This is a genomic window from Lysobacter sp. Root916 (assembly GCF_001429785.1).
In the GTDB taxonomy this organism is placed as follows: domain Bacteria; phylum Pseudomonadota; class Gammaproteobacteria; order Xanthomonadales; family Xanthomonadaceae; genus Lysobacter.
This window is the reverse complement of record NZ_LMJF01000013.1, coordinates 350,339-376,951: the sequence shown is the minus strand read 5'-3', so window position 1 is coordinate 376,951 and position 26,613 is coordinate 350,339. Positions and strand designations below refer to the sequence as shown.

At 64.5% G+C, this 26,613-nt stretch carries 23 protein-coding genes; 14 read left to right on the top strand and 9 right to left on the bottom strand.

The genetic code is table 11. The features are described 5' to 3' along the window. Nucleotides 1-138 precede the first annotated feature (138 nt). The 9 genes from ASE35_RS14185 (at nucleotide 139) to ASE35_RS22075 (ending at nucleotide 12,274) form a co-directional block, all read left to right on the top strand. Entirely contained in the window at nucleotides 139-468 is a 330-nt protein-coding gene (locus ASE35_RS14185; RefSeq protein ID WP_057164249.1) for a multidrug efflux SMR transporter, read from the top strand. Between the two features lie 268 nt (nucleotides 469-736). Continuing rightward, nucleotides 737-3,442 (top strand): pyruvate dehydrogenase (acetyl-transferring), homodimeric type, encoded by a 2,706-nt coding sequence (gene aceE / locus ASE35_RS14180; RefSeq protein ID WP_057164248.1) that lies wholly within the window; start codon nucleotides 737-739, stop codon nucleotides 3,440-3,442. A gap of 281 nt (nucleotides 3,443-3,723) precedes the next feature. Beyond that, nucleotides 3,724-4,827: a DNA cytosine methyltransferase gene (locus tag ASE35_RS20785; protein WP_082611283.1), complete on the top strand. Its 1,104-nt coding sequence runs from the start codon at nucleotides 3,724-3,726 to the stop codon at nucleotides 4,825-4,827. 9 nt (nucleotides 4,828-4,836) lie between these two features. Next, entirely contained in the window at nucleotides 4,837-5,925 is a 1,089-nt protein-coding gene (locus tag ASE35_RS20780) for a DNA cytosine methyltransferase (RefSeq protein WP_082611282.1), read from the top strand. A gap of 42 nt (nucleotides 5,926-5,967) precedes the next feature. Further along, nucleotides 5,968-6,948 carry an HNH endonuclease gene (locus tag ASE35_RS20775; RefSeq protein WP_235570075.1) on the top strand — a complete coding sequence of 327 codons (981 nt, stop codon included), beginning with the start codon at nucleotides 5,968-5,970 and terminating at the stop codon, nucleotides 6,946-6,948. Nucleotides 6,949-7,924: 976 nt separating this feature from the next. Continuing rightward, entirely contained in the window at nucleotides 7,925-9,082 is a 1,158-nt protein-coding gene (locus ASE35_RS14170; protein WP_057164246.1) for a LamG domain-containing protein, read from the top strand. A gap of 32 nt (nucleotides 9,083-9,114) precedes the next feature. Further along, nucleotides 9,115-9,597, top strand: a complete 483-nt coding sequence (locus ASE35_RS14165) for a hypothetical protein (protein WP_057164245.1) — start codon at nucleotides 9,115-9,117, stop codon at nucleotides 9,595-9,597. A gap of 846 nt (nucleotides 9,598-10,443) precedes the next feature. Further along, a complete protein-coding gene (locus ASE35_RS14160) occupies nucleotides 10,444-10,854 on the top strand; it encodes a hypothetical protein (RefSeq protein ID WP_157489477.1) in 411 nt (136 codons plus the stop codon). Between the two features lie 34 nt (nucleotides 10,855-10,888). Beyond that, nucleotides 10,889-12,274: an XVIPCD domain-containing protein gene (locus tag ASE35_RS22075; protein WP_057164243.1), complete on the top strand. Its 1,386-nt coding sequence runs from the start codon at nucleotides 10,889-10,891 to the stop codon at nucleotides 12,272-12,274. A gap of 4 nt (nucleotides 12,275-12,278) precedes the next feature. Here the strand turns inward: ASE35_RS22075 and ASE35_RS14150 are convergent, their stop codons facing one another. After that, complete coding sequence (locus ASE35_RS14150) at nucleotides 12,279-13,172, bottom strand: AraC family transcriptional regulator (protein ID WP_057161036.1); 894 nt, start codon at nucleotides 13,170-13,172, stop codon at nucleotides 12,279-12,281. Nucleotides 13,173-13,310: 138 nt separating this feature from the next. Here ASE35_RS14150 and ASE35_RS14145 point away from each other — a divergent pair, with 138 nt between their 5' ends. Continuing rightward, nucleotides 13,311-14,288, top strand: a complete 978-nt coding sequence (locus tag ASE35_RS14145; RefSeq protein ID WP_057164242.1) for an alpha/beta hydrolase — start codon at nucleotides 13,311-13,313, stop codon at nucleotides 14,286-14,288. A 267-nt stretch (nucleotides 14,289-14,555) separates the two neighbouring features. Here ASE35_RS14145 and ASE35_RS14140 read toward each other — a convergent pair whose 3' ends face one another. The 5 genes from ASE35_RS14140 to ASE35_RS14125 form a co-directional block, all read right to left on the bottom strand. Beyond that, on the bottom strand, nucleotides 14,556-15,041 hold the full coding sequence (locus ASE35_RS14140) for a hypothetical protein (RefSeq protein ID WP_157489476.1): 486 nt from the start codon (nucleotides 15,039-15,041) through the stop codon (nucleotides 14,556-14,558). A 48-nt stretch (nucleotides 15,042-15,089) separates the two neighbouring features. Further along, nucleotides 15,090-15,722: a hypothetical protein gene (locus ASE35_RS21245; protein WP_157489475.1), complete on the bottom strand. Its 633-nt coding sequence runs from the start codon at nucleotides 15,720-15,722 to the stop codon at nucleotides 15,090-15,092. Between the two features lie 75 nt (nucleotides 15,723-15,797). Then, nucleotides 15,798-16,259 carry a hypothetical protein gene (locus tag ASE35_RS14135; protein ID WP_157489474.1) on the bottom strand — a complete coding sequence of 154 codons (462 nt, stop codon included), beginning with the start codon at nucleotides 16,257-16,259 and terminating at the stop codon, nucleotides 15,798-15,800. A 94-nt stretch (nucleotides 16,260-16,353) separates the two neighbouring features. Next, entirely contained in the window at nucleotides 16,354-18,822 is a 2,469-nt protein-coding gene (locus ASE35_RS14130; protein ID WP_157489473.1) for a hypothetical protein, read from the bottom strand. A gap of 216 nt (nucleotides 18,823-19,038) precedes the next feature. Next, nucleotides 19,039-19,833, bottom strand: coding sequence for an alpha/beta fold hydrolase (locus ASE35_RS14125; protein WP_057164238.1), 795 nt, complete (start codon nucleotides 19,831-19,833; stop codon nucleotides 19,039-19,041). Between the two features lie 147 nt (nucleotides 19,834-19,980). Between ASE35_RS14125 and ASE35_RS14120 the strand changes: the two genes are divergently transcribed. The 4 genes from ASE35_RS14120 to ASE35_RS14105 all read left to right on the top strand — a co-directional run bounded on the left by ASE35_RS14120 (nucleotide 19,981) and on the right by ASE35_RS14105 (nucleotide 22,987). Continuing rightward, entirely contained in the window at nucleotides 19,981-20,940 is a 960-nt protein-coding gene (locus ASE35_RS14120) for a LysR family transcriptional regulator (protein ID WP_057164237.1), read from the top strand. A 202-nt stretch (nucleotides 20,941-21,142) separates the two neighbouring features. Further along, nucleotides 21,143-21,484 (top strand): hypothetical protein, encoded by a 342-nt coding sequence (locus ASE35_RS14115; protein WP_057164236.1) that lies wholly within the window; start codon nucleotides 21,143-21,145, stop codon nucleotides 21,482-21,484. Nucleotides 21,485-21,543: 59 nt separating this feature from the next. Then, the gene (locus ASE35_RS14110) at nucleotides 21,544-22,056 is read left to right on the top strand and encodes a DUF1697 domain-containing protein (protein ID WP_057164235.1); all 513 of its coding nucleotides are present in this window, start codon (nucleotides 21,544-21,546) and stop codon (nucleotides 22,054-22,056) included. A gap of 97 nt (nucleotides 22,057-22,153) precedes the next feature. Beyond that, the gene (locus tag ASE35_RS14105) at nucleotides 22,154-22,987 is read left to right on the top strand and encodes an arylamine N-acetyltransferase (protein WP_057161027.1); all 834 of its coding nucleotides are present in this window, start codon (nucleotides 22,154-22,156) and stop codon (nucleotides 22,985-22,987) included. A gap of 143 nt (nucleotides 22,988-23,130) precedes the next feature. On the opposite strand, the gene ASE35_RS22070 is transcribed toward ASE35_RS14105, so the two are convergent. The 3 genes from ASE35_RS22070 to ASE35_RS14090 all read right to left on the bottom strand — a co-directional run bounded on the left by ASE35_RS22070 (nucleotide 23,131) and on the right by ASE35_RS14090 (nucleotide 26,545). Next, entirely contained in the window at nucleotides 23,131-24,705 is a 1,575-nt protein-coding gene (locus ASE35_RS22070; RefSeq protein ID WP_057164234.1) for a hypothetical protein, read from the bottom strand. Nucleotides 24,706-24,892: 187 nt separating this feature from the next. Beyond that, entirely contained in the window at nucleotides 24,893-25,882 is a 990-nt protein-coding gene (locus ASE35_RS14095; RefSeq protein WP_057164233.1) for a zinc ribbon domain-containing protein, read from the bottom strand. A 204-nt stretch (nucleotides 25,883-26,086) separates the two neighbouring features. Next, entirely contained in the window at nucleotides 26,087-26,545 is a 459-nt protein-coding gene (locus tag ASE35_RS14090) for an RcnB family protein (RefSeq protein WP_056180851.1), read from the bottom strand. Between the last annotated feature and the right edge of the window lie 68 nt (nucleotides 26,546-26,613).

The following is a 26,613-nucleotide window of genomic DNA, read 5'->3' as shown; positions in this document are numbered from 1 at the left end:
TCCAGCGGCGCGAGCGCAGGGTCGCGCTCGTCGCGCGTGCGCGCATCGGACCAGCGATGCGAGCGGCGAGCGCGCGCGTTTCGCGCCGGGCCGATTCCACAGCCCGGTCATCCGGGCTGTGGAATCGGAGCGAATCGCATGAAACCCGCCACCGCCTGGCTGCTGTTGATCGCGGCCGGCCTTATCGACGTCGCCTGGGCGGCGTCGATGAAGCTATCGCAGGGCTACACGCGTCCCGGCTGGACGGTGGTGTCGCTGATGGCCCTGGCCGCCTTCGTCTACCTGCTGGGCCGCGCCCTGACCGCGCTGCCGGTAGGCAGCGCTTACGCCGTCTGGACCGGCATCGGCGCCGCCGGCACGGTGTTGCTGGGCGCCGCGGTGTTCGGCGAAAGCCTAAACCCCCTGCGCCTCGGCGGCGTGGCCCTGATCGTCGCCGGCATCGTGTTGCTGCATCGCGCACCGGTGTGAGCGCGCCTGGTGAGGAGCAAATCCCCCTCAATCCCCCTTTTCCAAAGGGGGAGGCCAAACCCACCGCGACTGAGTTCCCCCCTTTGAAAAAGGGGGGCTAGGGGGGATTTGCTTTCCCCGCCACCCGAATACACCCCCACCCTAATCAAAACGTACTATCCCACCCCTTTCACCACCCAAAGCAAGCCGATCCCAGCCCCCCATTTGTTAGACTCGGGACTCTAATCCGCCCCCACTTCCGAGGCGCGGCCACGGGGCCGCGAGATCGATGAACCAGCCGCTTGCCAGCTCCCTGCACGACCTGCTGCAGAACGACCCCGATCCCACCGAAACCCAGGAATGGGTCGAGTCCGTCCAGGCCGTCATCGCCCGCGACGGCGCCGAGCGCGCCCACCAGCTGCTCGAAGGCATGGTCGAAGTCACGCGCCGCGCCGGCGCGCACCTGCCGTTCCAGCCCACCACCGAATACATCAACACCATCCCGCCGCACCTGGAGGCCAAAAGCCCCGGCGACGCCGCGATGGAATGGCGGATCCGCTCGCTGATCCGCTGGAACGCCATGGCCATGGTCGTGCGCGCCAACCGCAAGCCCGGCGACCTCGGCGGCCACATCGCCAGCTTCGCCTCGGCGGCCACCCTGTACGACGTCGGCTTCAACCACTTCTGGCGCGCCCCCTCGGCCGACCACCCCGGCGACGTCATCGGCATCCAGGGCCACAGCTCGCCCGGTATCTACGCGCGCTCCTTCCTGGAAGGCCGCCTGAGCGAATCGCACCTGGACAACTTCCGCATGGAAGTCGACGGCCGCGGCATCAGCTCCTACCCGCACCCGTGGCTGATGCCGGATTACTGGCAGGTCCCGACCGTGTCGATGGGCCTGGGCCCGATCAGCGCCATCTACCAGGCGCGCAACTGGAAGTACCTGGAAGGCCGCGGCCTGATGCCCAAGTCCGACCGCAAGGTCTGGGCCTTCCTGGGCGACGGCGAAACCGACGAACCCGAATCCCTGGGCGCCATCTCCGTCGCCGGCCGCGAAGGCCTCGACAACCTGGTGTTCGTCATCAACTGCAACCTGCAGCGCCTCGACGGCCCGGTGCGCGGCAATGGCAAGATCATCCAGGAACTCGAAGGCCAGTTCCGCGGCGCCGGCTGGAACGTCATCAAGACCGTCTGGGGCAGCTACTGGGATCCGCTGCTCGCGCGCGACACCACCGGCAAGCTGCGTCAGCTGATGATGGAAACCGTCGACGGCGAGTACCAGAACTGCAAGGCCTTCGGCGGCAAGTACACCCGCGACAACTTCTTCGGCAAGTACCCGGAAACCGCCGCCCTGGTCGCCAACCTGTCCGACGACGACATCTGGCGCCTCAACCGCGGCGGCCACGACCCGCACAAGGTCTACGCCGCCTACCACGAGGCCGTGAACACCAAGGGCATGCCCACCGTGATCCTGGCCAAGACGGTCAAGGGCTACGGCATGGGCGCGTCGGGCGAATCGCTCAACCCGACCCACGGCACCAAGAAGATGGACGACGAAGCCGTCCGCCTGTTCCGCGACCGCTTCAACATCCCGGTTACCGACGAACAGCTCAAAGACGGCGCGGTGCCGTTCTACCACCCCGGCGAGAAGTCGCCGGAAATCGAATACATGCTCGAGCGCCGCAAGTCGCTCGGCGGTTTCCTGCCGCAGCGCCGCCGCAAGGCCAGCACCTCGCTGGAAGTGCCCAAGCTGGAAGCCTTCGACCGCCTGCTCAAGACCACCGGCGAGCGTGAAATCAGCACCACCATGTCCTTCGTGCAGGCCCTCAACATCGCCCTGCGCGACAAGCAGGTCGGCCCGCGCCTGGTGCCCATCGTCGCCGACGAGGCGCGCACCTTCGGCATGGAAGGCCTGTTCCGCCAGCTCGGCATCTACGCCCCGCACGGCCAGAAGTACAAGCCGGTCGATCGCGACCAGCTGATGTACTACCGCGAAGACACCACCGGCCAGGTGCTGGAAGAAGGCATCACCGAAGCCGGCGCGTTCTCGTCCTGGCTGGCGGCGGCCACCAGCTACAGCACCAACGACCTGCAGATGCTGCCGCTGTACATCTACTACTCGATGTTCGGCTTCCAGCGCATCGGCGACAGCGCCTGGCAGGCCGCCGACATGCGCGCGCGCGGCTTCCTGCTGGGCGCCACCGCCGGCCGCACCACCCTCAACGGCGAGGGCCTGCAGCACGAAGACGGCCACAGCATGGTCCAGGCCGGCCTGATCCCGAACTGCCGCAGCTACGACCCCACCTTCAGCTACGAAGTCGTGACCCTGCTGCAACACGGCATGCAGCGCATGCTGACCGAGCAGCACGACGAGTACTGGTACCTCACCCTGATGAACGAGAACTACACCCATCCCGACATGCCGGAAGGCAGCGCGGACGGGATCATCAAGGGCATGTACCTGTTGACCGACGCCGGCAAGCCCAAGAAGGGCGAACTGCGCGTGCAGCTGCTGGGCAGCGGCACCATCCTGCGCGAAGCCATCGCCGCGGCCGAACTGCTGGACAAGGACTTCGGCGTCACCGCCGACATCTGGTCCTGCCCCAGCTTCAACGAACTCGCCCGCGACGCTACGGATGTCGAACGCTGGAACCGCCTCAACCCCGAAGCCAAGACCCCGCGCAAGCCGTACATCACGCAGTTGCTGGAAGGCCGCCAGGGCCCGGCCATCGCCGCCACCGACTACATCCGCATGTACCCGGAACAAGTCCGCGCCTTCGTCCCGATGCGCTACACCGTGCTGGGCACCGACGGCTTCGGCCGCAGCGACACCCGCGCCAACCTGCGCCGGCACTTCGAGGTCGACCGCTACTACATCGCGCATGCCGGGGTCGCGGCGCTAGCGGCGGAGGGGAAGATGACGGGTAAGGATGTGGCTCGGGCGATCAAGCAGTACAAGATTGATGTGGAGAAGCCGAACCCCCTGGGGGTTTGAACCTTGCAATGAGCAAGAAGGCGGCCCTTAGGTCGCCTTCTTGCTTTACGGGCAACGAAGAAGCTCTTGCTACGCAGTCATACATGTGGCCATAGGCACTTGAACAGCAGGGCCTCCTTGCCTCAATCGCGCTAACAAATCACCATTGCCGTAGCCAACGGCTGAGCCAAAGCACAGTGTCTCAAAGGGTGAGATTCCAATAACCTAACTTCCGCCCGGCTGACAGGTGTCAATCTCCCATTCGTTAGATGAAGCAATTTACGTGTAGGAAGAGCCAATAGATGTCGCTTCGAAAAATCAACGTCATCGATCTTTTTGCTGGCGCGGGTGGGCTCAGCGTAGGGGCTCACCAGGCTGGTGCTAATGTCGTCGCGAGTCTTGAATACGATTCAACAGCTTGTGACACCCTCAGATCCAATCCGAAGTATCACGGACAGGTGATTGAAGGGGATGTTTGCGATTTCAGCGGCGAGCATCTGCGAAAAATGGCTGGGCTGAAGAAAAGAGAGCCATTGGTTGTTGTTGGTGGCCCCCCCTGCCAGCCGTTTTCCAAGGCCGCTTATTGGACGGAAGACGGAGACGATGCCGCATACCGACGAGCAAGAGCGAAGGGGATGGTGGCTCGCAAGCCTCCAGCCAAAACAGCTATAAAGAAAGATGCGCGCCGTGATCTTGTTCATGAGTTCTGGCGTTTGGTGTCAGATTCTAATGCTGACGGCTTTGTTTTTGAGAACGTTCCAAGTATTAGACACCCAAGGAATAGACCCATTTACGATGCATTAGTAAGTAGGGCCAAAGCTGATGGTTACTATGTAACGGAGATGGTCGCAAACGCCTCCGAGTATGGAGTTGCTCAGGCTCGAGAGCGGGTTATAGTTTTGGGATCGCGCAAACGGCCACCAGTGCAGCCAGAGCGAACAAATTCAAATGATCCCGACTGTAAGCTCCCAATGCCGGTGACCGCTGGAGAAGTACTTAAGAGATTTGGATCTAAGCGGTTCTTTGAGCCAGAAGAAGTTGTGACCGGCAGGTGGGCGAAGCACCTTGAGGAGGTTCCGCCGGGCTGGAATTACAAGGCGCATACGGCATGGGCTGGACATCCCAATCCCACCTTTGTAACGGAAACAAGGTTTTGGAATTTTCTATTGAAGCTTGCGCCAGATCGCCCCTCGTGGACTCTAGCTGCGAGTCCTGGACCATGGACAGGACCTTTTCATTGGCACAATCGTCGCCTGAGAACTCCGGAGCTTGCTGCACTACAAGGCTTTCCGGAGGAATATTTAGTCGTTGGTAGCAGGCGTGAGCGCGTGCGCCAAATGGGTAATGCAGTGCCGGTCCCGTTGGCAACAGCAATGATCAAAAGTGTTCTTGATTCTTTGGAGTAGTGAGTGGGAATGCCTTTAAATAAAGATCCTCGTCCGACATGTATCAGCTTGTTCTCCGGCTGTGGCGGCATGGATCTTGGGGTCGAGTCCGCAGGGTTTCGGGTCGCAGTTGCTACTGATGCAGATGCTGCTTGCGCGCAGACATATCAAACGAATTTTCCAGGTGTTCCTTTCGTCCTGGGGCGCATTGGTGAGGTCACTACAGCGGAACTATTGAAAGCTGCGGGATTGCGTGCAAATCAAGTTGATCTGCTTGTAGGAGGGCCTCCGTGTCCAGCTTTCTCAAAAAGCCGTTTTTACCGTACAGATAAACCAAGGGCTTTAGAAGACCCCGTGGCTGCTGAAACCGTTGGTGGTTATCTGCGTGTCTTGAAAGAAGTCCGGCCCAAGGCCTTCTTGCTCGAGAACGTAAAGGGGCTTGCTTATGGAATTCATCGGCAAGCGTTAGATCACATTCTTACAACCGCGGAAGAGTTGGGTTATGACGTCTCGTGGCAAGTAGTGAATGCTGCGGATTTCGGTGTCCCGCAAATTCGCGAGCGTTGCCTGGTGATGGGATCTCGGCGAGGTGAGATTGAGATGCCTCAACCAACCCATGCAAAAGTGGTTGGGGCAGAAGGGGTTAAGCCTCATCCGTGGGTGTCGGCGGGCGAGGTATTGCATGATTTGGATACGGAAAAGAACGCTTCTGATGAGGGGCATTTCGCTGGAGGGCAGCACCATGAGTTGCTTCGTGGGATCCCTCCGGGAGAGAACTATCTGTATTACACCGCGGAGAGAGGGCACCCGGAACCAAAGTTCAAATGGCGATCACGCTATTGGTCTTTCTTGCTCAAATTAAGCCCGAATCTGCCGTCTTGGACAATTCAAGCAAGGCGTTCAAATAATATGGGGCCATTTCATTGGCGTAATCGAATTCTGAGGATTGACGAGATAAAGAGGTTGCAGACATTCCCTGATAATTTTGATCTAAAGGGAACCATCGAAAAGCAGTGGCGGCAGGTTGGTAATGCAGTGCCTCCGATGTTGGCGAGGCGCTTCGCTGACAATATATTCAACCATATCGCCGGAATGGGGCGGTCTCGCTCCGTAGCTTGAAGCAAACATCCACACTCGAAAATATATTGACTGGGAGATGACGTGAGACTGAATAACTATCAGTTGCTTAGCCTTCTTGTCGAATCCATAGAGAGTGCTGGCTGGAACGTTCTTGTAGTTGACTCCAATAAGCCATTCAGGTTCAGGGTTTATAGGGATGGTCTTCGTGGACTGAATCTCTGTGTTTTTATATGGAACTGCACTCATGGTGGCGGCGCTGCGAGGGCCGCTGATGAGTACAGAATTCAGATCACGGGTGTTGTCCCGCATGAAGACAGAGATGCGACGACGCTCTTGCTTGGTTGGCATGGCGAATATGAGGTTTTCGGAGCTTGGGATATTCGCAGGCACGAAGGACAAGACTCGTCTTCACCTTCTGCACAGATAAGAGAAGACGTGCTGTTGCGTGCTCACAGTCATCGTTTTTCTATTGGGTCACGGGCGACAGGCGAAATGGTTGTGGCATTTCGGCCTGAATTTTTGATTGACTATGCGATTAGCTCGGGCGCACTCCATCGCCAAACCAATCATGAAGACTTTGATCTTCTTAATGATGTCGACGCTATTACAGACACCCAAATTGACAGCATTGAGAGTGAACAGCGTCGAAAAGTTGTTGCAACTATCGTAAGACGCTACAGGGCGGCTGATTTTCGGAGGCGCGTGCTTGGCGCGTACGGTAATAGATGCGCAATGTGTGGTGTGCAACTAAATCTTATTGATGCGGCGCATATCGTCCCGGTGGCTTCCGACGATAGTTCTGATGCGACTTCGAATGGTATTGCATTGTGCAAGCTGCACCACGCGGCGTTTGATAGAAATTTAGTTTCATTTGATGCGGAATATAGAATCGAGGTTAGCAATTCAGAACTCGTAAAATTGGAATCCAAGCGGCGACATGAAGGTTCTGAGAATTTCGTCGCAAATCTTAAAGCTGCGATTTTGTTGCCTAATGATCGAAGGGATTATCCGGGGAAAAGGTTTATTGAATTATCTCGGCAGATCAGAAGTTGGCGCGTGTAGTGCGATAGCTGGCGTCAATTACGATAATCGTAATTGACGTTTCTTCATTTGGTTACGATCCTTCTCGCGCATGAACTTTGTATGCGAGGGAAGGATCCGACATGAATAAGCGGGCGACGCCCCGTGCTTTGGAAGGTAATTTCGAGCGAAGCCAAGTACTTCATAGCGACGAGTCGTTCGACAAGTATTAGTATGCGAAAGCGAGGGGTCTACCGCTCGCCTACTTCTACACCGAGACCCAGGTGATGGCCGAAGCTATCGTGGTATCCTGGCTGTTGAACCAGACCGGCCAGCGTAAAGTGCTGGCGGATTTGAAGACGCGGGTGTTCATCGAGCCGATGAAGCCCGCAACGGGCTAGGTGGCCGCCTGCGGCGCTCGGCGCAGGCATGCGTAGGGGCGTATCGGTCGGATAGCGCAGGGGGGATGGCCTGCGGTTACGGGGCGAGCCACTCGGAAACCCGTTGCCAGCGGTTCAACGCTACAAGCGAGCGGGCCAAAGACGGACGCGATCGGATCGGAACTTGTCCTTCTCGGCTTAAGGCCGCTCGCCGCGGTTTTGAACTGGTCGCTTCCAGCTAATAGGCGGTCGCGTGCGGTTCCGGGCCGCTCGGCTGTGGCTAAAGACTGAACGCATCCGGTTTTGACCTGCTCGTTTACAGCTAAATAGCTGGTCCCGCTCGGTTTGGACCTGGTCGCTTTCAGCTAACAACTGATCGAATGCGGTTGGCAACTGAAACATGGGGTCAGAGTCGACTTTCTAAGCTGGTGATTGCCACCGAAAGTTTCGTGGTCATTCGCGAGATGGAGGTTAGCTTTGCCCCGCGCGGTCGCCCATAGCCGCGGCGGCTCAGATAGGGGGCTCTCTTGTATTGCCCCTGGCCTCGGCACAACATGCTGAAGGGCTAACCCATTGGATCGGGGCCCAGATCCGCAGGCTTCGCCCTGCTCCGCGATCTGTATGCATAAGGACATCGCATGAATCTGAAGCTAGTGCTCTGCGCTTTCGTGGTGGGCGCGCTGCTCCCCATCGCCTCCAGCCACTCGCAACCCACGCCCATCGTGTCCGGCTGGTCGGTGGGGGGGTGGAACTTCCAGACCATCTCCACCGTGGCAACGGACGTGACCAACAATGGCCACAACGCCACCGCGGTCGGCGCCAACACCACCTCCTGGGGCTGGGCCAACCGTGGCGCCAGCTTGGCCGGGGCCAAGTACTACACCGTGCCGTACTCGCCGGCGCTGAGTTTCGCCAGCGGCGACTTCAGCTTCGGCGCCTACGTGCGCGTGGGCGACACCATCACTACCCGCACCATCCTGGACAACCGCGGCGTCAACGGCGGCTACGTGTTCGGCATTTCAACCAGTCGGCGGGTGACGCTGCGGCTGAGCGGCTCGTCGCGCAAGGCGGCTTACGCGTCCTTGACCGAGATGGCGCTGACGCCCAACCGCTGGCACCACGTCGCCGTGGCGGTGGCGCGCAGCACCGGCACGGTGCAGTTCTACATCGACGGCAACGAGGCCGGCGCCTGGCCGCTGCAGACCGAGATCCTCAGCAACACCGACGCGCCGCTGTTGATCGGCGCCGCGGTCGACGGCACTGCGTACTTCAACGATCGCCTGGACGAGGTGCACCTGTACAACCGCGCGCTGTCCTTCGACGAGATCGCCACGGTGATGGCGCCGGGTTACCCGATGTACGAGCCCAGTTCGTGGAACGGCGGCTCCATAACCATGAACAATTGCTACAACTACGCCAACAACAAGCGCACCAACACCTTCGCGCAGCCGGGCCGCGCGTCGGGGCAGACGGCCATAGGCATGAGCTGCGCCGTGGTCCACGCCGCCGCCGTGCGCGACGGCTTGGAGCCCATCGCCGATCCCTACGACCCGAGCTACAAGACCGCCGTGGCCCTGGTGGTCGCGCCCGGCGAGGATTACCACTGGTACCGCCGTGATGCGTACGGCACCTGGAGCCACAAGCCCGGACAGACGGCTGCGACCAACCTGGACAACTCGGGCTCGCCGATCAACGACCCGCAGTACGCCGACCGCGGCCCCTACACAGACTTCTGCGGCTACTTCCGTCTGTGGTCGGACAGTGTGCAGGCCGGCGGCCACGAGGAAATCCGATGAACCGCGTTCACTCCTTCCTATCGAGACGTCCGATGAAAGCCTGGGCCATTTGCGTACTGCTGCTGTCGCTGTTCGGCGGCCCCGCGGCCTGGGCGCAGAACGCCCCCGCCGCCCCCTCCGCGCTGCACGTGACTTACCTGGTCTATTCGGGGCGGCCCAATCCCACGCTGACGATCACCGACGCCAAGACCATTCGCTCGCTGCAGGCGCAGCTGTCCGGCGCCTTGGCTACCGGCGCGGGCGTGGGCTCGACCGAGCTGCAGCCCGTGCTGGGTTACAACGGCATCCGTGTCGAAGTGGTAGGCGCGGATGCCGAGCCCGAGTACACCGTGAAGGGCCGCTTCCTGCGCTCCGAGCATCGATTGGGCGCCGCTAAGGCAGGCACTCCCGCCGTCATCGCCCGTTCCTCGACCTCCGCGTCGCAGATCGAGGCGCAGCTGTTGAAGCTGGCCGAGCAGCAAGGCGTGTTGAGTGCTTCGACGCTGTCGGTTGCGCGTAAGGGGGCGGGGAAGTAAGCGGCGTGCCGGGCAACGGCCTGGGCAGCGTGGGCCGTGTCTCGCCCAGCGGCGCTACCGCGACCCAGGCGCCGGGCATCCGCGTGATCGTGGCGGCGTGACCGATCTCGATCGCACTCGCACTTGCCGATAGACGCGGCCGTTCGCAAGGCGCGGAGTCGCTGCAAAGTCTGCAGCCCGTGGACCGAACGCAGGCGCAGCCGTCAGCGCAAACCTAAGTGGCTCAGCAAGACGCGGCGGTCCCGGTCAGGAACCGCAGCGTCGTGGTCCGTCGGTGTGAAAGCGGCGCGTGGGTCATGGGCGATCGGCGATCGATAGCCCATAGCCCATAGCCACCAGGACGCAATGCCTACCGAGGATCTATCACGCGGTTAGAGGCGGATTCGCCTGGGTCACCCTTCGCACGGCACCTGTACGCAGTACATGCGCCCGTTCTCGGAGACGCAGAGCCAGCAGGTGGGTTCGGCGCTGAGCTGAGAGGCGCTCAGGGTGAGGGCCGCGAAAACACACAGGATCGCAATACGCTTGATACGCATAACACTCCTCCTTAAGTGATTGACGCGGCTCGCGTTTATGCCTGGTTGTCGGCGGTGTCAAGGTTCATCGCAGCAAACCCGGGTTGGCGCCCGCTATGGCGGCAAAAACCGGCGGAGTCTCATCGATGGGGTGGAGGTTTTGCGCCGCATGCGCGAAGGAAAAGTGCTCAATTTTGATGCCTTCCTGATGTCCAGTGTTTGACGCTGAGGGATGGGGCTGAACGGGCGTGATGTTCAGGGCGACGCGCCCAGACTCGCAAACAACCACGCCCGCCTTTACCCTAGCCCTGCCTATCGCAAAGGACGCGGCATGGAACCGAAACTGAGCTACGCGGCAGCAGCCGTGGTCGCAGGGATGTTGTGCATGGCCTGCACCGCCTCGCCCGCCAAGGGCAAGCCGCCCGCCGTCGCCTACCCGGCGGTACTGCAAGGCGTGTGGATCGGCGACAGCCCGGACGCCTGCAAGCAACCCAACGCCACCGACAACGATTCGCGCATGCAGATCGCCGCGCGCAAGCTCACCGCTTACGAGGATTGGCGCGAGCCGGTCAGCGTGACGCAGATCTCCAAGACGCCGCAGGCCTGGAAGATCGTTTCGCAGTTGCATATCAATGAAGACACGATCCGGTTGGAGGAAGTCCTGCTGCTCAGCGGCGAGGACCACGGCGAGCTGACCGTGGTCAACTATCGCCAATCCAACACCTATTACCGCTGCCGCTGAGCGCGGCCGGCCGCACACGAAAGGAATCGCCGCCATGGCCAACGAGAACGAGCAAGACCCGCAAGCCGCCGCTCCGGCCGACCCCAGGCCTTATCGCGTGATCCAGAAGGGCCGCAGCGCCAATATTCCGGTCACCGATTACGAAAGCCTGGTCACCCATCACCCGGGCGGTAACGCGGATGCGCGCGTGGTCAATGGCGTGGTCACCGGCGGACAGGCCGGGCGCCGGCACGGCGTGATCGACGGCGAGATCCAGGAGATCGAGGTGCGCACCGCGCGCCGCGATTACGGCCTGACCGAGAACCAGGTGCTGGAGAAGCGCGACTTCATTCTGGAAGATCCGCGTCTGGCCACGGGGCCGGGCTCGCGCAGCGTCGATGTGCCTTCGCCGCTGGTCGGCTACGTGGGCCGCGTCAGTCCGAAGGAAGGTCTGGTCGACATCTACGACCGCGAAGGCGGCGAGGTGATCGCGCGCGTGCGCCACATGAGCAATATCGCGGTGACCGAGGGCGACACCATCCAGTACGGCCAGGCGCTGGGCACGCAGAGCAATGTCGACACGGTGCCGATCCACGTGCATATGGAAGTGGACACGCGCTACCACCAGCAATTCGACAACTACGTCGACGACCTCGGCAGCGGACGCTTGGCGCTGGATCCGCCGCGGCGCGGGCATGGCATCGAGGCGCGTCCGGTGGTGGACGACGGCATCATCCGCATCGGCGAGTCCGACGATCGCGTGCGCGCCGCTGCGCGCAACCTCAACGCGGCGGGCATTCGCGGCGCCGATGGCCAGCCGTTGGCCGAGGACGGCGTGTACCGGCTGTCCATGCAGGCCGCGGTGATCAACTACCAGAACGCGCAGGGCCTGCCGCCCACCGGCAATCTCGACCCGGCCACGCTGCAGCGGCTGGTGCCGCCCACTCAGAATCAGGATGCCCCCGCGCCGAACGCGCCCGCGCCCGGCACGCAACCCGCCGCGCCGCAGGGCGCGCAGCCCGCGCCGCCGCCCGGCAACCGCGGTCCTGCGTCCGGTCCATTGGGCAGCAACGATCCGCTACTGCCGCAGGCCGAGGCCGCCACCCGCCGCCTCGACGCCAGCCTGGGTCGCGAGTACGACGGCAACAGCGCCTGCATGGCCGCCAGCGCGGCGTGCCTGGCGCGCAAGCAGGGCCTGACCGAGATCAATCACATCGTGCTCAGCGCCGCCAACGCAAACGGCGTGGCCGCCGGTCAGAACATGATCGTGGTGCAGGGCGACTTGCAGAACCCCGGCCGTCAATTGGCCAGCATGCGCACCGACGATGCGGTGCGTACGCCGGTGGCCGATTCGATCGCCCAGCTCAACCGTCTCAACGAGGCCAACCCGTCCGCGCCATCGCCCGATGCGCAGGCGCAGTCGCGTGGGCGCAGCGCGTAGGGGGCTAGTGCGCGACGCGGCCCGCAACGGCCGCATCGCGCATCAATTGCGAAGGGCTGGTTCCCAGTAGGCGTTGCAGGCAGCGGGCCATATGGCTGGCGTGCGAGAAGCCCGTCGCCAACGCGATATCGCCGATGCGTTGCTCACCTTGCAGCAACAACAGGCGCGCGCGTTCGACCCGGCGCTGCAGCACGTAACGGTGCACCGGCACGCCCGTGGCCTGTTTGAACAGCGCCTTGAAATGCGAGGCGCTGTAGCCCGCCACCGCGGCCAGTTCCAGCAGCGACAAAGGTTCGTCCAGGTGCGCTTCCACGTACTCCTGTACGCGACGCAGGCGCCAGCCCGGTAGCGCGCGGCCTTTGGTGTCGGCGACCGGCGAGCGGCGCGATTGCAACGTCAGCAACCGCGTCGCCAGCGCCGAGGCCAGGCTATCGGCGAACAAGCGACCGCCCGGATACGCGTCGTGATCTTCGGCCTGCATCATCCAGCCGATGCGCTCGACCTGCGGATCGCGCACGTGGATCGCCGGCGCCAGCAGCGCGCCGTCGCTGCCCAGACCCATCGCTTGCGAGGTGTCGCCCAGCAGCGAGGGCGTGAGGCGCAGCAGCAGCGAGCGTGCGGGCCGCGACACCACCCAGCGCGTGCTCGCGCCCGCCGGCACCACGCAGTACTGCCCATGCAGGCGCACGCCTTGGCGTTGGTGGCCGTCCATGCGGTAGGACACCGGCACCGGCTCGCCCAGGTGCAGGCACAGCACGTGGCGCCCATCCACCGGCGAGTCGAATACGCCCTGCGGCACCGGCGAAGTCAGCACGTCCAGCAGCGGCGCGCGATCAGCAGCGGTGCCCAGTGTCGACCTCGACGGCGGCGGGGGATAGCAGGCGGGGCGGTCGCTCATGGCCCGATCCTCGGCCCGCGCGGCGGCGGCCGACAGTGCCGAAAATCATCCCTGCGTGTCCGTCGTCGTCCGTTTGTGCGCGCCCGCACGCCGCGCGTTCGCCAGCATGGGCCGGTCTCCCCGCACAGGACCGCCTTCATGCATCGCCGCCAATTCATTACCTTCGCCGCCGCCAGCCTGGCTGCCGGTGTCGCCGGCAGTTACCTGCCGCTGGCCTCGGCCCGCCGCCGCGCTGCCCACGCCGGCGCCGAGGCGCCCCTGGACGCCGCCGCCTATCGCGCCACCCGTCGCTACGCCGCCTTGCCGTTCGGCAGGATCGCCTATATCGAACGCGGGCACGGTCGCGCCGCCTTGTTCCTGCATGGCGCTCCGCTCAACGGCTACCAATGGCGAGGCGCGATCGATCGCTTGTCGCCGTACCGGCGCTGCATCGCGCCGGACTTCATGGGGCTGGGTTACTCGGAGGTGCCGGCCGCTCAATCGCTGGCCGCCGGCGATCAGGCCGCCATGCTGGCCGCGCTGTTGGACTCGTTGCGCGTGGATCAGGTCGACATCGTCGCCAGCGACAGCGGCGGTGCGGTGGCCCAGCTGTTTCTGCTGCGCCATCCCAAGCGCGTGCGCAGCCTGCTGCTGACCAACTGCGACGTGGAACCCGACAGCCCGCCCCCGAAGATCCAGCCCGTGCTCGACATGGCTCGCAACGGCACTCTGGCCGACGCGACCGCCGAATGGCTGACCGACAAGCCCAAGGCCCGCGCCACGTTCGGTGCCGCCGTGTTCGCCGACCCCAGCGGTTTCGCCGACGAGACCATCGAGTACTACGTCACCCCGCTGGTCAGCACGCCGCTGCGGCGCGCGCAGTACCACGCCTTCCATCTGGCCCTGACGCCGAATCCGTTGGCGGGCATCGAAGCGCAGCTCAAGCGCAGCCAGGTTCCCGTGCGCATCGTGTGGGGCGCGGCGGACGACATCTTCGATCAGGGCGACGCGGAGTATCTGGACCGCACCTTCCCGAACTCCCAAGGCATCCGCCGCGTTCCGCGCGCGAAGCTGTTCTTTCAGGAGGAGTTTCCGGAGGTGATCGCGGAGGAGGCGCGGAGGTTGTGGGGCGTGTGACGGCTTTCGTAGCATCGCTCCTGGCGCAAATCTCGATCGCCAGACGATAGCTCTCTATGGGAGCGGCGTAAGCCGCGATAGCGAAACTACGGAGCGTTGCGCAACTGGCCCACGATCGCGGTTCGCGCCGCGCATGCATGCGGCATGCAGGAACGCTGCATCACCTTAGGATGGCAGCGACGCGAGTCGCGACCGTGTCGCTTCCGAAGTTGCGCTATCGCGGCTTACGCCGCTCCCACAGGAAGCGTCGCCAACGGGATGACGCGGCTAGCGCGACGCCGAGCAGCGCTCCAGCAGCGGGGCGATCGCGTTCATGGCCTGTATGGAGCCCAGGCTCTGGAAGGAGGTCGCATCGAACAACTTGGTCTGTACCGGAGACCTGATGATAGGCAGAACTTCCTCCAGCTCGGCATCGCTGGCCGGATTTCTCTTGTCGCCCCAGCGACGGTAGATCGCGAGCAGGCGCAAGCCTTCGGGGCTAGCGTAGAAGCGCTCCATCTCGGCCTGCTCGTCTGCGCTTAAGGACTGCGCGATGACTTCCTGCATCGCGTCGGCCACCGCGGTGGCGGGAATGCGCTCGATGCACGCGACTTCGTCGGGATTGGCGTCGGGCGTGCTGCGCACCATGTCCTTGAAGTCGTCCACATAGGCCGTGGCCATGGCCTTGGCGGTCGCGGAGACGGGTGGCGGGCTCGCCGCCCATGCGGTGGTGCTTAGCGCGATCGAGAGCAGCAGCGGGACCATGCGTGACATGAATTTTCCTATCAGCGTGCGTATGGTGTGAGGGCGTCATTGCGGGCGCTAGGTTGGCGCTGTCGGGCGGGGTTTGCGCGCCCGCCGCGACGCCCGGTTGATGCGCTTGATCCAGGCAACGCCTACTCGAACCGCCACCGTGAGCGTTTCCATGCGAATTAGGCAAGAAAAGGCGACCCAGGCTGCGATGGCAGTGAAGAATCCGTAGATCCATCCAAACGCTGTGCTGGGGCCGTAGTGGGCTGTTGCGTAAGCGGTAACCACCGCAGTCAAAGCAAAGCTGAAGTAGCCTATGACTACCAGGGCCAGCGCAAGCTTTCGCCTCCTCAGTGTCGCATGATGTCGATGAAACCAGCGCACCGTTTGCGTATCGCTGTCGTAGTGAAACAGATCCCACAATTCCGACAAGTCAACCAGTGCTTGGCTGCTGTCGGGCCGCGTCAGGCCCAAGCGGATCACTGGGGCAGGCAAATGTGTTCCATACGCGTGGCGTACGGCCACTTGCAGCCATAACGCATCGCGTGGGCGGCCATCCGCCCAAAGCTCCAGAAACTCCCGCCGGTGCTGGCCTCTGCGGCCTTGCAAGCCGTGCAGGCCGCGCACCGCATACAGCCCAATAGCGAACACCACGCCAAAGATGAGAAATGATGTTCCGCCCGCTTTGATGATGTCTTGAAGCATGTGACCTCCTGTCTCGCTCTAGAGCATCTTTTACCGTCATGCGGCCTCAGGCAAGAGCGGTACACGGTGGCGAAATCAATGTGCCGGCGAGGCCAAAGGTTTTGACCTGGTGTCAGCAATAGCAAGGCCAGCAGTTGCAGCAAGGAGGCTGCGGCCTAGTCCCCAGAGGTCGAACCACTCTTGGATCGAATCCCCGAAGATGAGCACCGAAACCCCGATGTCTATCAACTGCACCAGCAGGAAGACAGCGGCAACGTGAAGCGCGCGCCGACCGGAAATGGCTGCAGCGAACCGCCAATAGAGGAAAGCGCCCACCAAGCCGTAGGCGATGCGACGAACAAGGCGCGCACGCTCAATGGCTTCCTCAATGGTCGCGCCGTAGAGATCCCACCGCCCCATGGTCAATCCACTCAGGAAGCCCACGACCATCGCTGCTGCATAGATCAGAAGAGCCCAGGCGATCGTGCGCCGCCACCTGAATGCGTCTCCAACTGGCGGAGGCGGGGTATGCGCGGGAGGTTGGTATGGATTCGTCATTCGTGCCTACTGCGTTTGGGCTGCGAGCTCACGTTATATGGAGTGGGGATGGGAAGCCGGCTTGACCGGCTTCATAGATGGGCCAAAGTCGCGCTCAAAACACCTTGTCCGGGTCTTTGATATACGTCCCCGAAAACTCCAACCGAATATTCGCGATCGCCGTCTTCAGCTTGCCCAGGTCCAGCGTCTCGGTGTCGCCCGCTTCCACCTTCGGCGAGGACAGGATCCAATCGGTGTATAGCGTCGGTTCGGGATACGAGGTGCGGAATTCCTCGGCGATGGCGGCGCGTACGCGGATGCAGTCGAGGGCGGGATCGGTGGGGACGTTGGCCAGGTCGTAACGGAAGGTCAGGTTGACCGGCGCGCCGTGGAAGTGGAAGTCCTGGACCTGGCCGGCGACCAGCTTGCGGTCGTCGTAGGCGCCGCTGGTGCGCACGGTGAATTCGATCTCGCCCTTGCTGGGGCGTTGTCCTTCGACCCATTCCACCCAGACGAAGATTTCACCGACGCGCACGCGGCTGACGCGGCCCCAGGTCGACAGCGGACCGCGGCTGGGGGTGAAGCGCAGTTCCACGCGCTGACCGCCAAGCAAGGCCTCGCGCGCGCTGGCGGGCAAGGCGTACTTGTTGCGGGTGTAGGGCTGCGGCATAGGGCGGAAGCTGTCCAAGGCGCGCGCCTGCATCTTTTTCAGATCGGCGATGGCGACCAGATCGCCGGCCAGGTCGGCGATGCCGCGGTGGTTGTCGCGCGGTGGCAGGGGATCGCTCAGCGCCCAGTAGCGGTAGGCCGCATCGAACTGGCCCAAGGCGACCAGCATCGAGCGCTGTACGGCGCGGTAGTTGCCCCACAGCACGATCATGGCCTGGCCGGACAGCACCTCTTCCTTCTTCAGGCCTTCGATCTCGCGGGCGACGGCGTCGTACTGGCGACGCGCGATCTCCGACTGCAGCTTGGCGCGCGCGATTTCCTGCACCAGCGGCGGCAGCGCGGCCTGCGCGGTGGTCAGGGCGCGGCCGTAGATCACCAGGATCTTGAGTTCCTTCAGGTATTCCTCGGCGCCGCCGATGCCTTCCTTGATCGCCGGGGCCAGTTGGGTCTCGACTTCCAGCCACAGCTGGTCCCAATAGGCGCCCGCGGACGGCGCGCCCTTGGCGTCGTCGGACAGGGATTCGCGGGTCAGCGCCGACAGGTCGTCGGCGAATTTCTTGGCGTTGTCGATCTTGTCGACCGCGGCGACGATGGCCAGGCACATGGTGACGACCTTCTCGATCGCCTTACCGACCTTGACCAGGGTCTTCATGATCTCGGCCAGCTTGGCGGCGGTGCTGGCCACGTCGGCGGCCGCCTTGGCGGCGCCGGCCGCGCCGGCGGCGTTGCCGCCGAACATCGAGGCCACGCCGGACACGAACGAGAACACCGCGCCGACGATCGCGAACGCGGCTTCGCGTTCCTTGGCGGCCTTCCAGTCGTCCATGCCGCGCTTGAACTCGGCTTCGGCGCGACGCACGTTGGCGCTTTGCGGTTCGATCGAGTCCTGCGCGCGTTTGACGTTGGCGGTGGCCAGGCGCAGGTTCTCGGCCAGCTGCTGGCTCACCAGCTTCTGGAACGAACCGGCATCGTCCTTTTCGCCCAACACCAGTTTGGCGGCCTTCTTGCGCGCGTCCAGGTCGTAGCTGCGGTCGCTGAGGCGGGCGAAGGTGCCGGCGTAGGCCTGCAAAGCGGGCACGTGATCCTTGGCGATCTCGCCGTAGAACGAGGCGCTCAGATACGGCACCTGTTCGGGATCGAAACGCACCGGGCGCAGCAGCTCCTGGGTGGAGCGACAGCCCAGCGACACGGTGTCCCAGCCGCTCTGGTTCGGCACCAGCGCCATCAGCCCCTCCATCCGCGACAGCAGCTCCAGCGCGAGCTCGCCCTTGCCTTCCATGCCCAGCGCCTGCGCGGCGAACAGCATGCGGTCCAGCATCGCGCTGCAGGCCGGCAGCGGCAGCGCGGTCAGGTTGATCGCTTCTTCGGTGAACGGCAGCGGTTTGGTTTCGTCCAGGGGATAGGTACTGACCACGACCTGGCGGGGCGTGAGCGGACTGGGCAGGTCGCGCTTGCCGCGGACCTCGTGCTGGCCCCAGCTGGAGTCGTTCCACTTCATCCAGCGCTCCACGCTGATCTTCTGAGTCGCCGGGCTCAGGCTGCCCACGTAGAAGCCCAGACGGAAGGTGATCTCCCAGCCGCGTTTCTCCAGCAGCAGCTGCGCGCCGGCTTCCAGGCGCCGTGCCATCACCACGATGTGCTCGAACTCGCGACACAGGATCGGCGCGTCGGCCGCGTGCTGCGCGGTGATGGTGTCGGCGAAGATCAGCAGTCGGTCTTCGTTGTCGCGCTCGCTCTTGACCGCGGCCACGCGATGCAGCGCGTCGTCCAGGCCCAGCCGCATGCCCACCACCAGCCACCAGTTGCCGGCGCGGCTGACCCGCACCAGCGGACCGGCGTGGTAGGGGTTGTCGATGATCGCGTCCCAATCGGGTTCGTCCGCACCCACGGCGGGGTCGGCTAGTAGCGTAGACATGCAGCCTCCAGTGATATCCGCAAGAAACATCCGTGTTGCGGCGGGGGAGGCCAGGCCACGAAGTTCCGAGACGTGGGCCGCAAGTGGGGCGAGTATAAGCGTCGGCGCGGCCGGCGCCAGGGCGGCACCATCCGCACCGGGGACGATTCGAAGGTGTGTTGAGCGTCCGCTTGCCGCGATGGCGCCATGCACCGCGTACGAAAAAGCGCGATAAGCCTAGCGCGTCAGAAACCCCAGCACCGCCGCCACGAACTCGTCGTGAAACTCCACGTTCGACAGATGCACGGCCGGGAGCGTCAGCAGCTTCGCGCCCGGCACCGTCGCGGCGATCAGTTCGCCATGGCTGGCTGCGGTGACCGGGTCGTACTGGCCGGCGATCACCAGGGTGGGGTTGGGGATCACGGCGATCGGGCGGCGCAGGTCGGCGTCGCGCACGGCGGCGTAGGCGCCGGCCAGGCCTTGGCGGTCGGTGTTCAACAGCATGGTGCGGAACCGGTCGACGACGGGATCGTTCGCATCGAGCAGGTGGCGCGGGAACCAGTTGGCCAGGAAGGTCTCGGCGGTGTCGCGCATGTCCGGTGCCTCCAGCACGGCGGCGATGCGCTGGTCCCATTGCGGGGCCGGTCCCAGGTAAGACGAGGTGTTGGCCAGGATCAGCCGGTCGATGCGCTCCGGTGCGTGCACGCCCAGCCATTGGCCGACGTAGCCGCCCAGCGACAAGCCGAGGAAATGCGCGCGTTCGATTGCCAGCGCATCCATCAGCTCCAGCACGTCGCGGCCCAGGCGATCCAGCGAGTAGGCGCCGACCGGAACGCCGGAACCGCCGTGGCCGCGCAGGTCGTAGCGCAGCACGCGGAAGCACTGGGATAACGCTGGCACTTCGGCGTCCCACATGTGCAGGGTCGTGCCGATGGAGTTCGACAGCACCAGCACGGGCAGGGCGGGATCGCCGTCATAGCGGTAGGCGATGCGGGCGCCGTCGCCGGCGTCGAGGTATTCGGTGTGGCTCATGGTCTTGCTCTCCGGGTGGTGGCGAGGGCGCGGCTGCGAACCTGACGGTTTGCGTTGGGAGCGACGCTGGCCTTGGAGAGCAGGCTAGTTGCGTGGGCTTCGTCTTGATATTACAAAGTAAGCACAGTCTTTGTAAGAAAATCAAACATGGCCGAATTCACCCTGCACGACCTGCAATGCTTCGACGCGGTGGTTCGCGCGGGTGGTTTCCAGGCCGCGGCGGCAGAGCTGCATCGCTCGCATCCGGCCGTGTTCGCGGCGGTCGCCAAGCTGGAGCGCCAGTTGGGCCTGAGCCTGCTGGACCGCAGCGGTTATCGCGTGCGCCCGACCGAGGCCGGGCTGTCTTTCCATCGGCGCGCGCAGGCGCTGCTGGGCGAGCTAGACGTCCTGCGCACGCACGCGGCGCAGTTGGCCATGGGCGAGGAGAGCGAGCTGCACGTGGTGATCGGCGACCTGTGCCCGCGCCCGCAGGCCTTGGGTCTGCTGGGGCGTTTCTTCGCGCAGTGCCCGGCCACGCGCCTGCATCTGCATTTCGAGGCGGTCACCGGCCCTTGGGAACGCCTGTTCGATGGCGAGGCCGACCTGATCCTGCACCGCGTCGACAAGAGCGACCCGCGTCTGGAATGGCTGGATCTGGGCAAGGTGCCGATGGTGCCGGTGGTCGGCGCCGGGCTGCTGCCCGCGCCGCCCACGCGTGCGCTCACGCCCGAGCGCATGCGCGAGTACACCCAGTGCGTGATGCGCGACACCGCGCGTCATTCACCCTCGCGCGATTACTTCGTGATCGAGGGCGCGCCGCAGTGCACGGTCGGCGATCAGTTGATGAAGAAGGAGATCATCCTGCAGAACCTGGGCTGGGGGCATATGCCGCGCTTCCTGGTCGAGGAAGAACTGCGCGACGGCCGTCTGCTGTCGATCGCCGGCCGGCATTTCCCGGGCCGGGTCGAGGAGTTGGTGGCGGCACGGCGGCGCGATCGTCCGCAGGGACCGGTTGCGCAGCGGCTGTGGGCGTACTTGCAGGCGCAGGCGTCGGCGCTGCGCGGTGCGCTCGACGTGGGTGCGTCCAAAACCTCCGCCAAGCGGACGGTGAGGCGGCGTGGTGCCTAATCGCTGGGAGGGCGGCGTGTACACATTCTTTACGCCGATAGACACAGCTCCACCCATCCGCACTACCGTCCGGCGGAGATCGTTCCACATTTGGCGCTCGTGAATTTCAGCGGTGATCGCTAAATTCACGCGCAATGCGTTGACGCTCGTTCGAAAGCCCGGAAGACTGCGCACACACTAGCGACTATCCGGAGCGTGTGCGATGGATTGGCAGACGGTGGTAATCGGTGTTCTGGTGCTGATCAATCTGATCGCCACCTTGGCTGCGATGCGCAGCGGGACACTGTCGGGCGGGCAGCGGTTGGTCCAAGTGGCTTTGATATGGCTGCTGCCCTTGATCGGTGCGGTGATCTGCCTGGCTTTCGTATCGACCGAAACGCGCGCAGTGCGCGATTCGATGTCGTCGCACCAGGCGGACCTGCATGCCGCGGATGGCGGGGCGACGATAGCGGGGAGTTACTCGAGCGATTGCTTCGGCGGCGGCGATGCCTGCGGCGGTGGCGACGGAGGAGGCGGCGGAGGAGGCGGCGGAGGCGGCGATTGAGGTTCGGTCGGACGCTGCGCCGGCCTTCCGGCGGGCGATCGTTCCCGTAAGCTTCGCGCATGCCTACCTACATCGCCCTGCTCCGCGCCGTGAACGTCGGCGGCACCGGAAAACTGCCCATGGCCGAGCTGCGCGAGATGTGCGCCGCAGCCGGATTTCAGGACGTGCGCACCTATATCGCCAGCGGCAATGTGGTGTTCCGCGCCGCCAAGCAAGCGGCCCAGGTCAAGCAGGCCTTGGAGACGCGGTTGGCCGAGTACGCGGGCAAGCCGGTCGGGGTGGTGGTGCGTACCGGCGCGGACCTGGCGCGGGTGCTGGCCGGCAATCCGTACGCGCACGCGGCACCCAACCGGGTGGTGGCGATCTTCCTCGATGATCCGCCACCGGCCGACGCGCTGGACGCGGTGCGGCACCGTCGCGACGAGCAAATCGCCTTGGGCGAGCGCGAGATCTATGTGCACTACGGCGACGGCATGGCCGATTCCAAGCTGGTGATCCCGGCCGCGCGCATAGGCACGGCGCGCAACATGAACACCGTCGCCAAGTTGATCGACATGGCAGGCGCGGACTGACGCTGGAATGCGGCGTGCCGATTGCGAATTCGTGCACTTGACCTCAAGCAGGGTTGAGGTCGTAGGGTGATCGCCTGACGAGAATCAGGTCCTGCCCATGTCGCAAGCATTGCAATATCTAGACCTGTACCTGCAACGCCTCGGCTACGACGCCCCGCCCGCACCCACGCTGGATACGCTGCGGGAATTGCAGCGTCGCCACACCGCCACGTTCGCGTTCGAGACGCTGGCGACGTTCCTGGGCGAGCCGGTGCCGATCGATCTGGCGTCACTCCAGCGCAAGGTCCTGCACGAGGGCCGCGGCGGCTACTGCTACGAACTCAATCGCCTGTTCCTGGCCCTGTTGCAAGACCTGGGTTTTGTGGCACGCGGCCTGACCGCACGGGTGGTGATGGGCGGGCCGGAGGAGGCGCCGACGGCGCGCACCCATATGTTCGTGCTGGCGACGCTGGACGGCTTGGAGTACCTGGCCGACGTGGGCTTCGGCGGCATGGTGCCGACGGCGCCGCTGCGCCTGGATACGCAGGCGCCGCAGTCGACCCCGCACGAGGACTACCGCCTGGCGCGGATCGACGGCGGCTACGCGCTGCGAGCGAAGGTGGGCGAGGAGTGGCGCCCGATGTACGTCTTCGACCTGACACCCGCGCAGGAGGTCGACTACGTGGTGGGCAATTGGTACGTGTCCACGCATCCGGAGTCGCCGTTCCAAGGGCGCATGTTCGCCGCGCGCACCGGCGACGGCATCCGCAAGACCTTGAGCGACGGTAGCTACGCGGTCCATCGCCTGGGCCAACCCAGCCAGCGCCGCGAACTGGCGGACGCCGATGAGGTGATGGCGGTGCTGCGAGATGAGTTGGGAATCCGTATCGCCGACGCAGCGACCTTGCGCGCGGCGATCGTGAAGCGCCTGGCGGAGCGGGAGACATCCTGACCTGGAGTAGCGCGTCGTAGCTGAGGCGTCGCGGTCGCGACTTGCGGCGCTCCTACAGGAAGCGCTTGGCTGCACGGTGGGGAGCGGATCCCGCCGCGAGATCGCAAACCATGTACATCGAGCGCGACGCGCCTGACATGGGGCTACCGTTCGTCGGCGTTGGCGCGTGCGGTGTCGATCGCCGGCGCGCGAGTTCGACGCTCGGGTAACACCCCAACGGAGTTCGCATCATGCGCAAGATCATCGCGGCCCTGCAGATGTCGCTGGATGGACGCATCGAAGGCCCACAGGGCGAACTGGATTGGGTGGACGCCTGGGACGACCGCTACGGCCTCACCGACCGCATCGACGCCTGTCTGCTTGGCGGCGGCATGTATCCGGGCTACGAAGGCTATTGGAGCGCGGTCCAGAACGACCCCGCCGGCGTGCTCGCCTTCAGCGGGCGCGCGCCGACACCGAACGAGGTGGAGTACGCTCGCTTCGCCGCGTCGACCGAACACATCGTGCTGTCGCGCACGTTGAGGCAGGCGACGTGGCCGCATACCCGCATCGTTCGCGATATCGCCGATATCCGCGCGCTCAAATCCCGGCCCGGCCGCGATCTTAATGCGGTCGGTGGCGCCAGCTTCGTTTCCAGCCTGATGAACGCCGACCTGGTCGATGAGCTGTGCCTGGTCGTAAGCCCGATCGTGCTGGGCCCGGGCAAGCCGCTGTTCGGTGGGGTGAGCGGCCGCCATCGTTTGCGGCTGCTGGAAGCCCAGCCGATCGGCGACGACCTGCTGCGCCTGAGTTATGCGGTGACGTCGTAGCGTCGGCCATCCGATGGCGGCGCCGTCATCCCCCACGGGCGGACAGATGGCGCAGTTGTAGTCGCTGTCCGCTCCGTCGCGATCCGGCGCCCGGGCGATGGTTCTGCGGATGTAAGCCTGGCGTTCGCGCATCAAGGCATCGCGCGGCGCGCCGTATTCCACGGCCAGTTCGTACAGGGCGCTCGCGTTCTCCAAGGGGCCGCCGGCGAGGTTCAGGGTTGCCCAGTCGGACAGCAGGTTGGCGACCACGGCATCCGGTGCGGGCACGAACTGGGTGCGTTCGTGTAGCTGGTAGTTCAGCGCGGTTTCGAGCTCCCAGGGTTTGATCGGCTTGCCGTCGTTGCCGGCGGGCAGGGCGGTCGGAAGCGCAGGCACGGTCTTGGCTTCGAATCGGACACCGGCGATGGAGCGACGGTTGAGGTAGCCCGGCTCGCGCGCCGCGGCGATCTTGGCCTCGAGGATGCGCGCGTGCAGCCATTCGGTGCGCAGGTGCTCGTCGGCGTTGCGCTGGATGCCCAGGCGAATCCAGCGCAACGCGACGCGGTCCTGTCCCGCCAGTTCGAGCGCGGTGCCCAGGTTGGCGGCGGTTTCATGGTGGCCCGGGTAAAGGCGCTCGACGGCGATGAAGTGGCGAATCGCCAAGGGATACTGCCCCTGGTAGATCAACAGCACGCCCAGGTTGGTCAGCGACTGGAAGCTGGGCTGCTTGCGCGCCTCGGCGATGGTCCGCTTCGCACGCTCCAGCGCGTGCTCGCGAACGGAACGCTCGCGCATCGACTGGGTCATGTCGTCGCCCAGGTACCACAGGGCCGCGAAGCGCCGGCCGTCGCGGTCGGTGCCGACTTCGTTGATGCAGGCGTGCGCGCTCGAAGCGAGCAGCAGCAGGGCGGTCGCGAGCAGGACTTTCATCGGCGAGATTCCCCAGGAGCGACGCGCAGGGCCGCGTGTCGGGAGCATAAGGCGGCCAAGCGATCGCAGGTGCCACGGCTATTTTCGTCGCTGGCCCAAACGCACGCCTGCGTCGTCATACGCCGATTCGCGAGGGCATCGACGGGCCAGGGTCGCCATAGCCTGCGCGGGAACTCGAATGCATCGCTTACATCGCCTTGAGCTTGTCCGTACTCGCCAATGCGTCGTCGATCATCTTGCGTTGGCGGCGGCTGATCTCCTCTTCCTGCGCGGCTTCGCGGTCGAAGTCGGCCAGCAGGCGGCGGTAGGTATCCAGGTCGCTCTGGCTGCGGAACAGCAGTTCCTTGCCGTCCAGCGAGATGCGGCCGAGGCGCGCATGTGCGAAAGCGAGCAGGGCCTGGGTCGCGGCGACCGCGCGGCGCTGGTTGGCGATCTGTTCGTTATCCAGGGTCACGCGTTGGCGCTTGGACTGCTCGTAGCCGGCGATGAACTGGGCGTTCCTTGCGACGCCGCCCGCCAGGGCGTAGACGCGGCGGTCGAGTTCGGCGGTGTCGGCCCGGGCGATGGCGTTGGAGGCCTCGACCAGAGTCAGGTAGCGACGCATGGTGGATTGGCCGCTCGCGATGCCTCGAGCGTCGACCAGGTTTTGCGGCGCCAGCACGGCGTCCAATTTCAGGGTGGCGACTTCGGCCTGCAATTGCGCCCGCGTATGCGCGCTGCGCTGCCCCATATCGCTAACGATCCGGTTCATGCCGCGCAGCAGCTCGGCGGTGTTGGTGGCGGGCGCCGGAAGAGCGGTGTCGCTGTTGGCGGCCGGCTGGGGTTGGGAACCGACGCGTGTGCGGCCGGCCTCGATGTCGTCGAGGCGCGCTTTTTCCGCCAGCAGCAGCTCGCGGCCGGTCTTGGCCAAGGCGTCGGCCTCCTGGCGTACGTCCGCGCGCCGGTCGATTTCGCTCAGCAGCGAGCTGCAGCGCCCCAACAGAGTCAGACAGCCCAATACGATCACCGCGCTGATCGCCACATTGCGCCAGGTGTGGTCGCCGGAATTGCGCGCGCGCGCGGCCGCCCGGCGTGGGTCCGGCATGAAGTTGGCGAGCATCGGCGCGCCGCAGGCCGGGCAGTTGCGCGCGCCGGCGGCGGTTTCGGTCTTGCAGTTCTCACAGGCGTTGACGGTCATCGTGCCTCCCCCTAAGGCGTGATGAGCGATGCGCGCGTCGGCGCGCCCCTGCGAGGTTAGTAGCATCCGAGCGGATGCGCGTCCATATCCGGTCGAGGCCGGCGGCGGAGACTCGGGTCGAAGGATGGGGGCCAAAAACGAAGAATCCCGCCGCAGCGGGATTCCTCGTGGGGCTGGCGAGCGGCGCGAGGCGCCGGTCGGGCCTCAATGATGCAGCAGGACGTCGGCGATGATGCCGGTGGCGACCGCGATCAGGATCATGCGGCCGTCGTCCATGCGCACCCAGCGGTGGCCGCGCGGCGGCGGTGCCAGGTGGTAACGCGGGTAGTCGTCGATGTAGTAGCGCGGCTGCATGTAGACCACGTCGATGCGCTGACCGCGGCGGTAATCCTTGTGCCAACCGTTGTGGCGGCCCGGCGGATGGTTGCGGCCGTCGTAGCTGTAGTAATAGCGGCTGTCGTAACGGTCGTAGCCGCGGCCACCGCGGTCGCGACGGTCGTAGCGATCGTCGTCGTCGCGGTCGTGCCTATCGTGACGGTCGTCGCGATCCTGGTGCTTGTCGTGACCGCGGCCATGGCCGTTGCCCTTGCCGCGGCCGTCGGCCATCGCCGGCGATGCGAGGACGGCCAGAGTGATCGCGGTGGCCAGCAATATGCGTTTCATGCGGATTCTCCCGGTGTTCGGATGGCGTTCGTTGCCATGCGTTGTAATCGCATTGGGGCGTCGATGCA

Bases quoted from the DNA above. Each gene is read 5' to 3' on its own strand.
- ASE35_RS14145 (WP_057164242.1), top strand. From the start codon at position 13,311: ATGCATCGCCGCCAATTCATTACCTTCGCCGCCGCCAGCCTGGCTGCC.
- ASE35_RS14120 (WP_057164237.1), top strand. From the start codon at position 19,981: ATGGCCGAATTCACCCTGCACGACCTGCAATGCTTCGACGCGGTGGTT.
- ASE35_RS14095 (WP_057164233.1), bottom strand. From the start codon at position 25,882: ATGACCGTCAACGCCTGTGAGAACTGCAAGACCGAAACCGCCGCCGGC.
- ASE35_RS14105 (WP_057161027.1), top strand. From the start codon at position 22,154: ATGTCGCAAGCATTGCAATATCTAGACCTGTACCTGCAACGCCTCGGC.
- ASE35_RS14140 (WP_157489476.1), bottom strand. From the start codon at position 15,041: ATGTCACGCATGGTCCCGCTGCTGCTCTCGATCGCGCTAAGCACCACC.
- ASE35_RS20785 (WP_082611283.1), top strand. From the start codon at position 3,724: ATGTCGCTTCGAAAAATCAACGTCATCGATCTTTTTGCTGGCGCGGGT.
- ASE35_RS14165 (WP_057164245.1), top strand. From the start codon at position 9,115: ATGAAAGCCTGGGCCATTTGCGTACTGCTGCTGTCGCTGTTCGGCGGC.
- ASE35_RS20780 (WP_082611282.1), top strand. From the start codon at position 4,837: ATGCCTTTAAATAAAGATCCTCGTCCGACATGTATCAGCTTGTTCTCC.
- aceE (WP_057164248.1), top strand. From the start codon at position 737: ATGAACCAGCCGCTTGCCAGCTCCCTGCACGACCTGCTGCAGAACGAC.
- ASE35_RS14150 (WP_057161036.1), bottom strand. From the start codon at position 13,172: ATGAGCGACCGCCCCGCCTGCTATCCCCCGCCGCCGTCGAGGTCGACA.
- ASE35_RS14185 (WP_057164249.1), top strand. From the start codon at position 139: ATGAAACCCGCCACCGCCTGGCTGCTGTTGATCGCGGCCGGCCTTATC.
- ASE35_RS14135 (WP_157489474.1), bottom strand. From the start codon at position 16,259: ATGACGAATCCATACCAACCTCCCGCGCATACCCCGCCTCCGCCAGTT.
- ASE35_RS14110 (WP_057164235.1), top strand. From the start codon at position 21,544: ATGCCTACCTACATCGCCCTGCTCCGCGCCGTGAACGTCGGCGGCACC.
- ASE35_RS14130 (WP_157489473.1), bottom strand. From the start codon at position 18,822: ATGTCTACGCTACTAGCCGACCCCGCCGTGGGTGCGGACGAACCCGAT.
- ASE35_RS21245 (WP_157489475.1), bottom strand. From the start codon at position 15,722: ATGCTTCAAGACATCATCAAAGCGGGCGGAACATCATTTCTCATCTTT.
- ASE35_RS22070 (WP_057164234.1), bottom strand. From the start codon at position 24,705: ATGAAAGTCCTGCTCGCGACCGCCCTGCTGCTGCTCGCTTCGAGCGCG.
- ASE35_RS14090 (WP_056180851.1), bottom strand. From the start codon at position 26,545: ATGAAACGCATATTGCTGGCCACCGCGATCACTCTGGCCGTCCTCGCA.
- ASE35_RS22075 (WP_057164243.1), top strand. From the start codon at position 10,889: ATGGCCAACGAGAACGAGCAAGACCCGCAAGCCGCCGCTCCGGCCGAC.
- ASE35_RS14125 (WP_057164238.1), bottom strand. From the start codon at position 19,833: ATGAGCCACACCGAATACCTCGACGCCGGCGACGGCGCCCGCATCGCC.
- ASE35_RS14115 (WP_057164236.1), top strand. From the start codon at position 21,143: ATGGATTGGCAGACGGTGGTAATCGGTGTTCTGGTGCTGATCAATCTG.
- ASE35_RS14160 (WP_157489477.1), top strand. From the start codon at position 10,444: ATGGAACCGAAACTGAGCTACGCGGCAGCAGCCGTGGTCGCAGGGATG.
- ASE35_RS14170 (WP_057164246.1), top strand. From the start codon at position 7,925: ATGAATCTGAAGCTAGTGCTCTGCGCTTTCGTGGTGGGCGCGCTGCTC.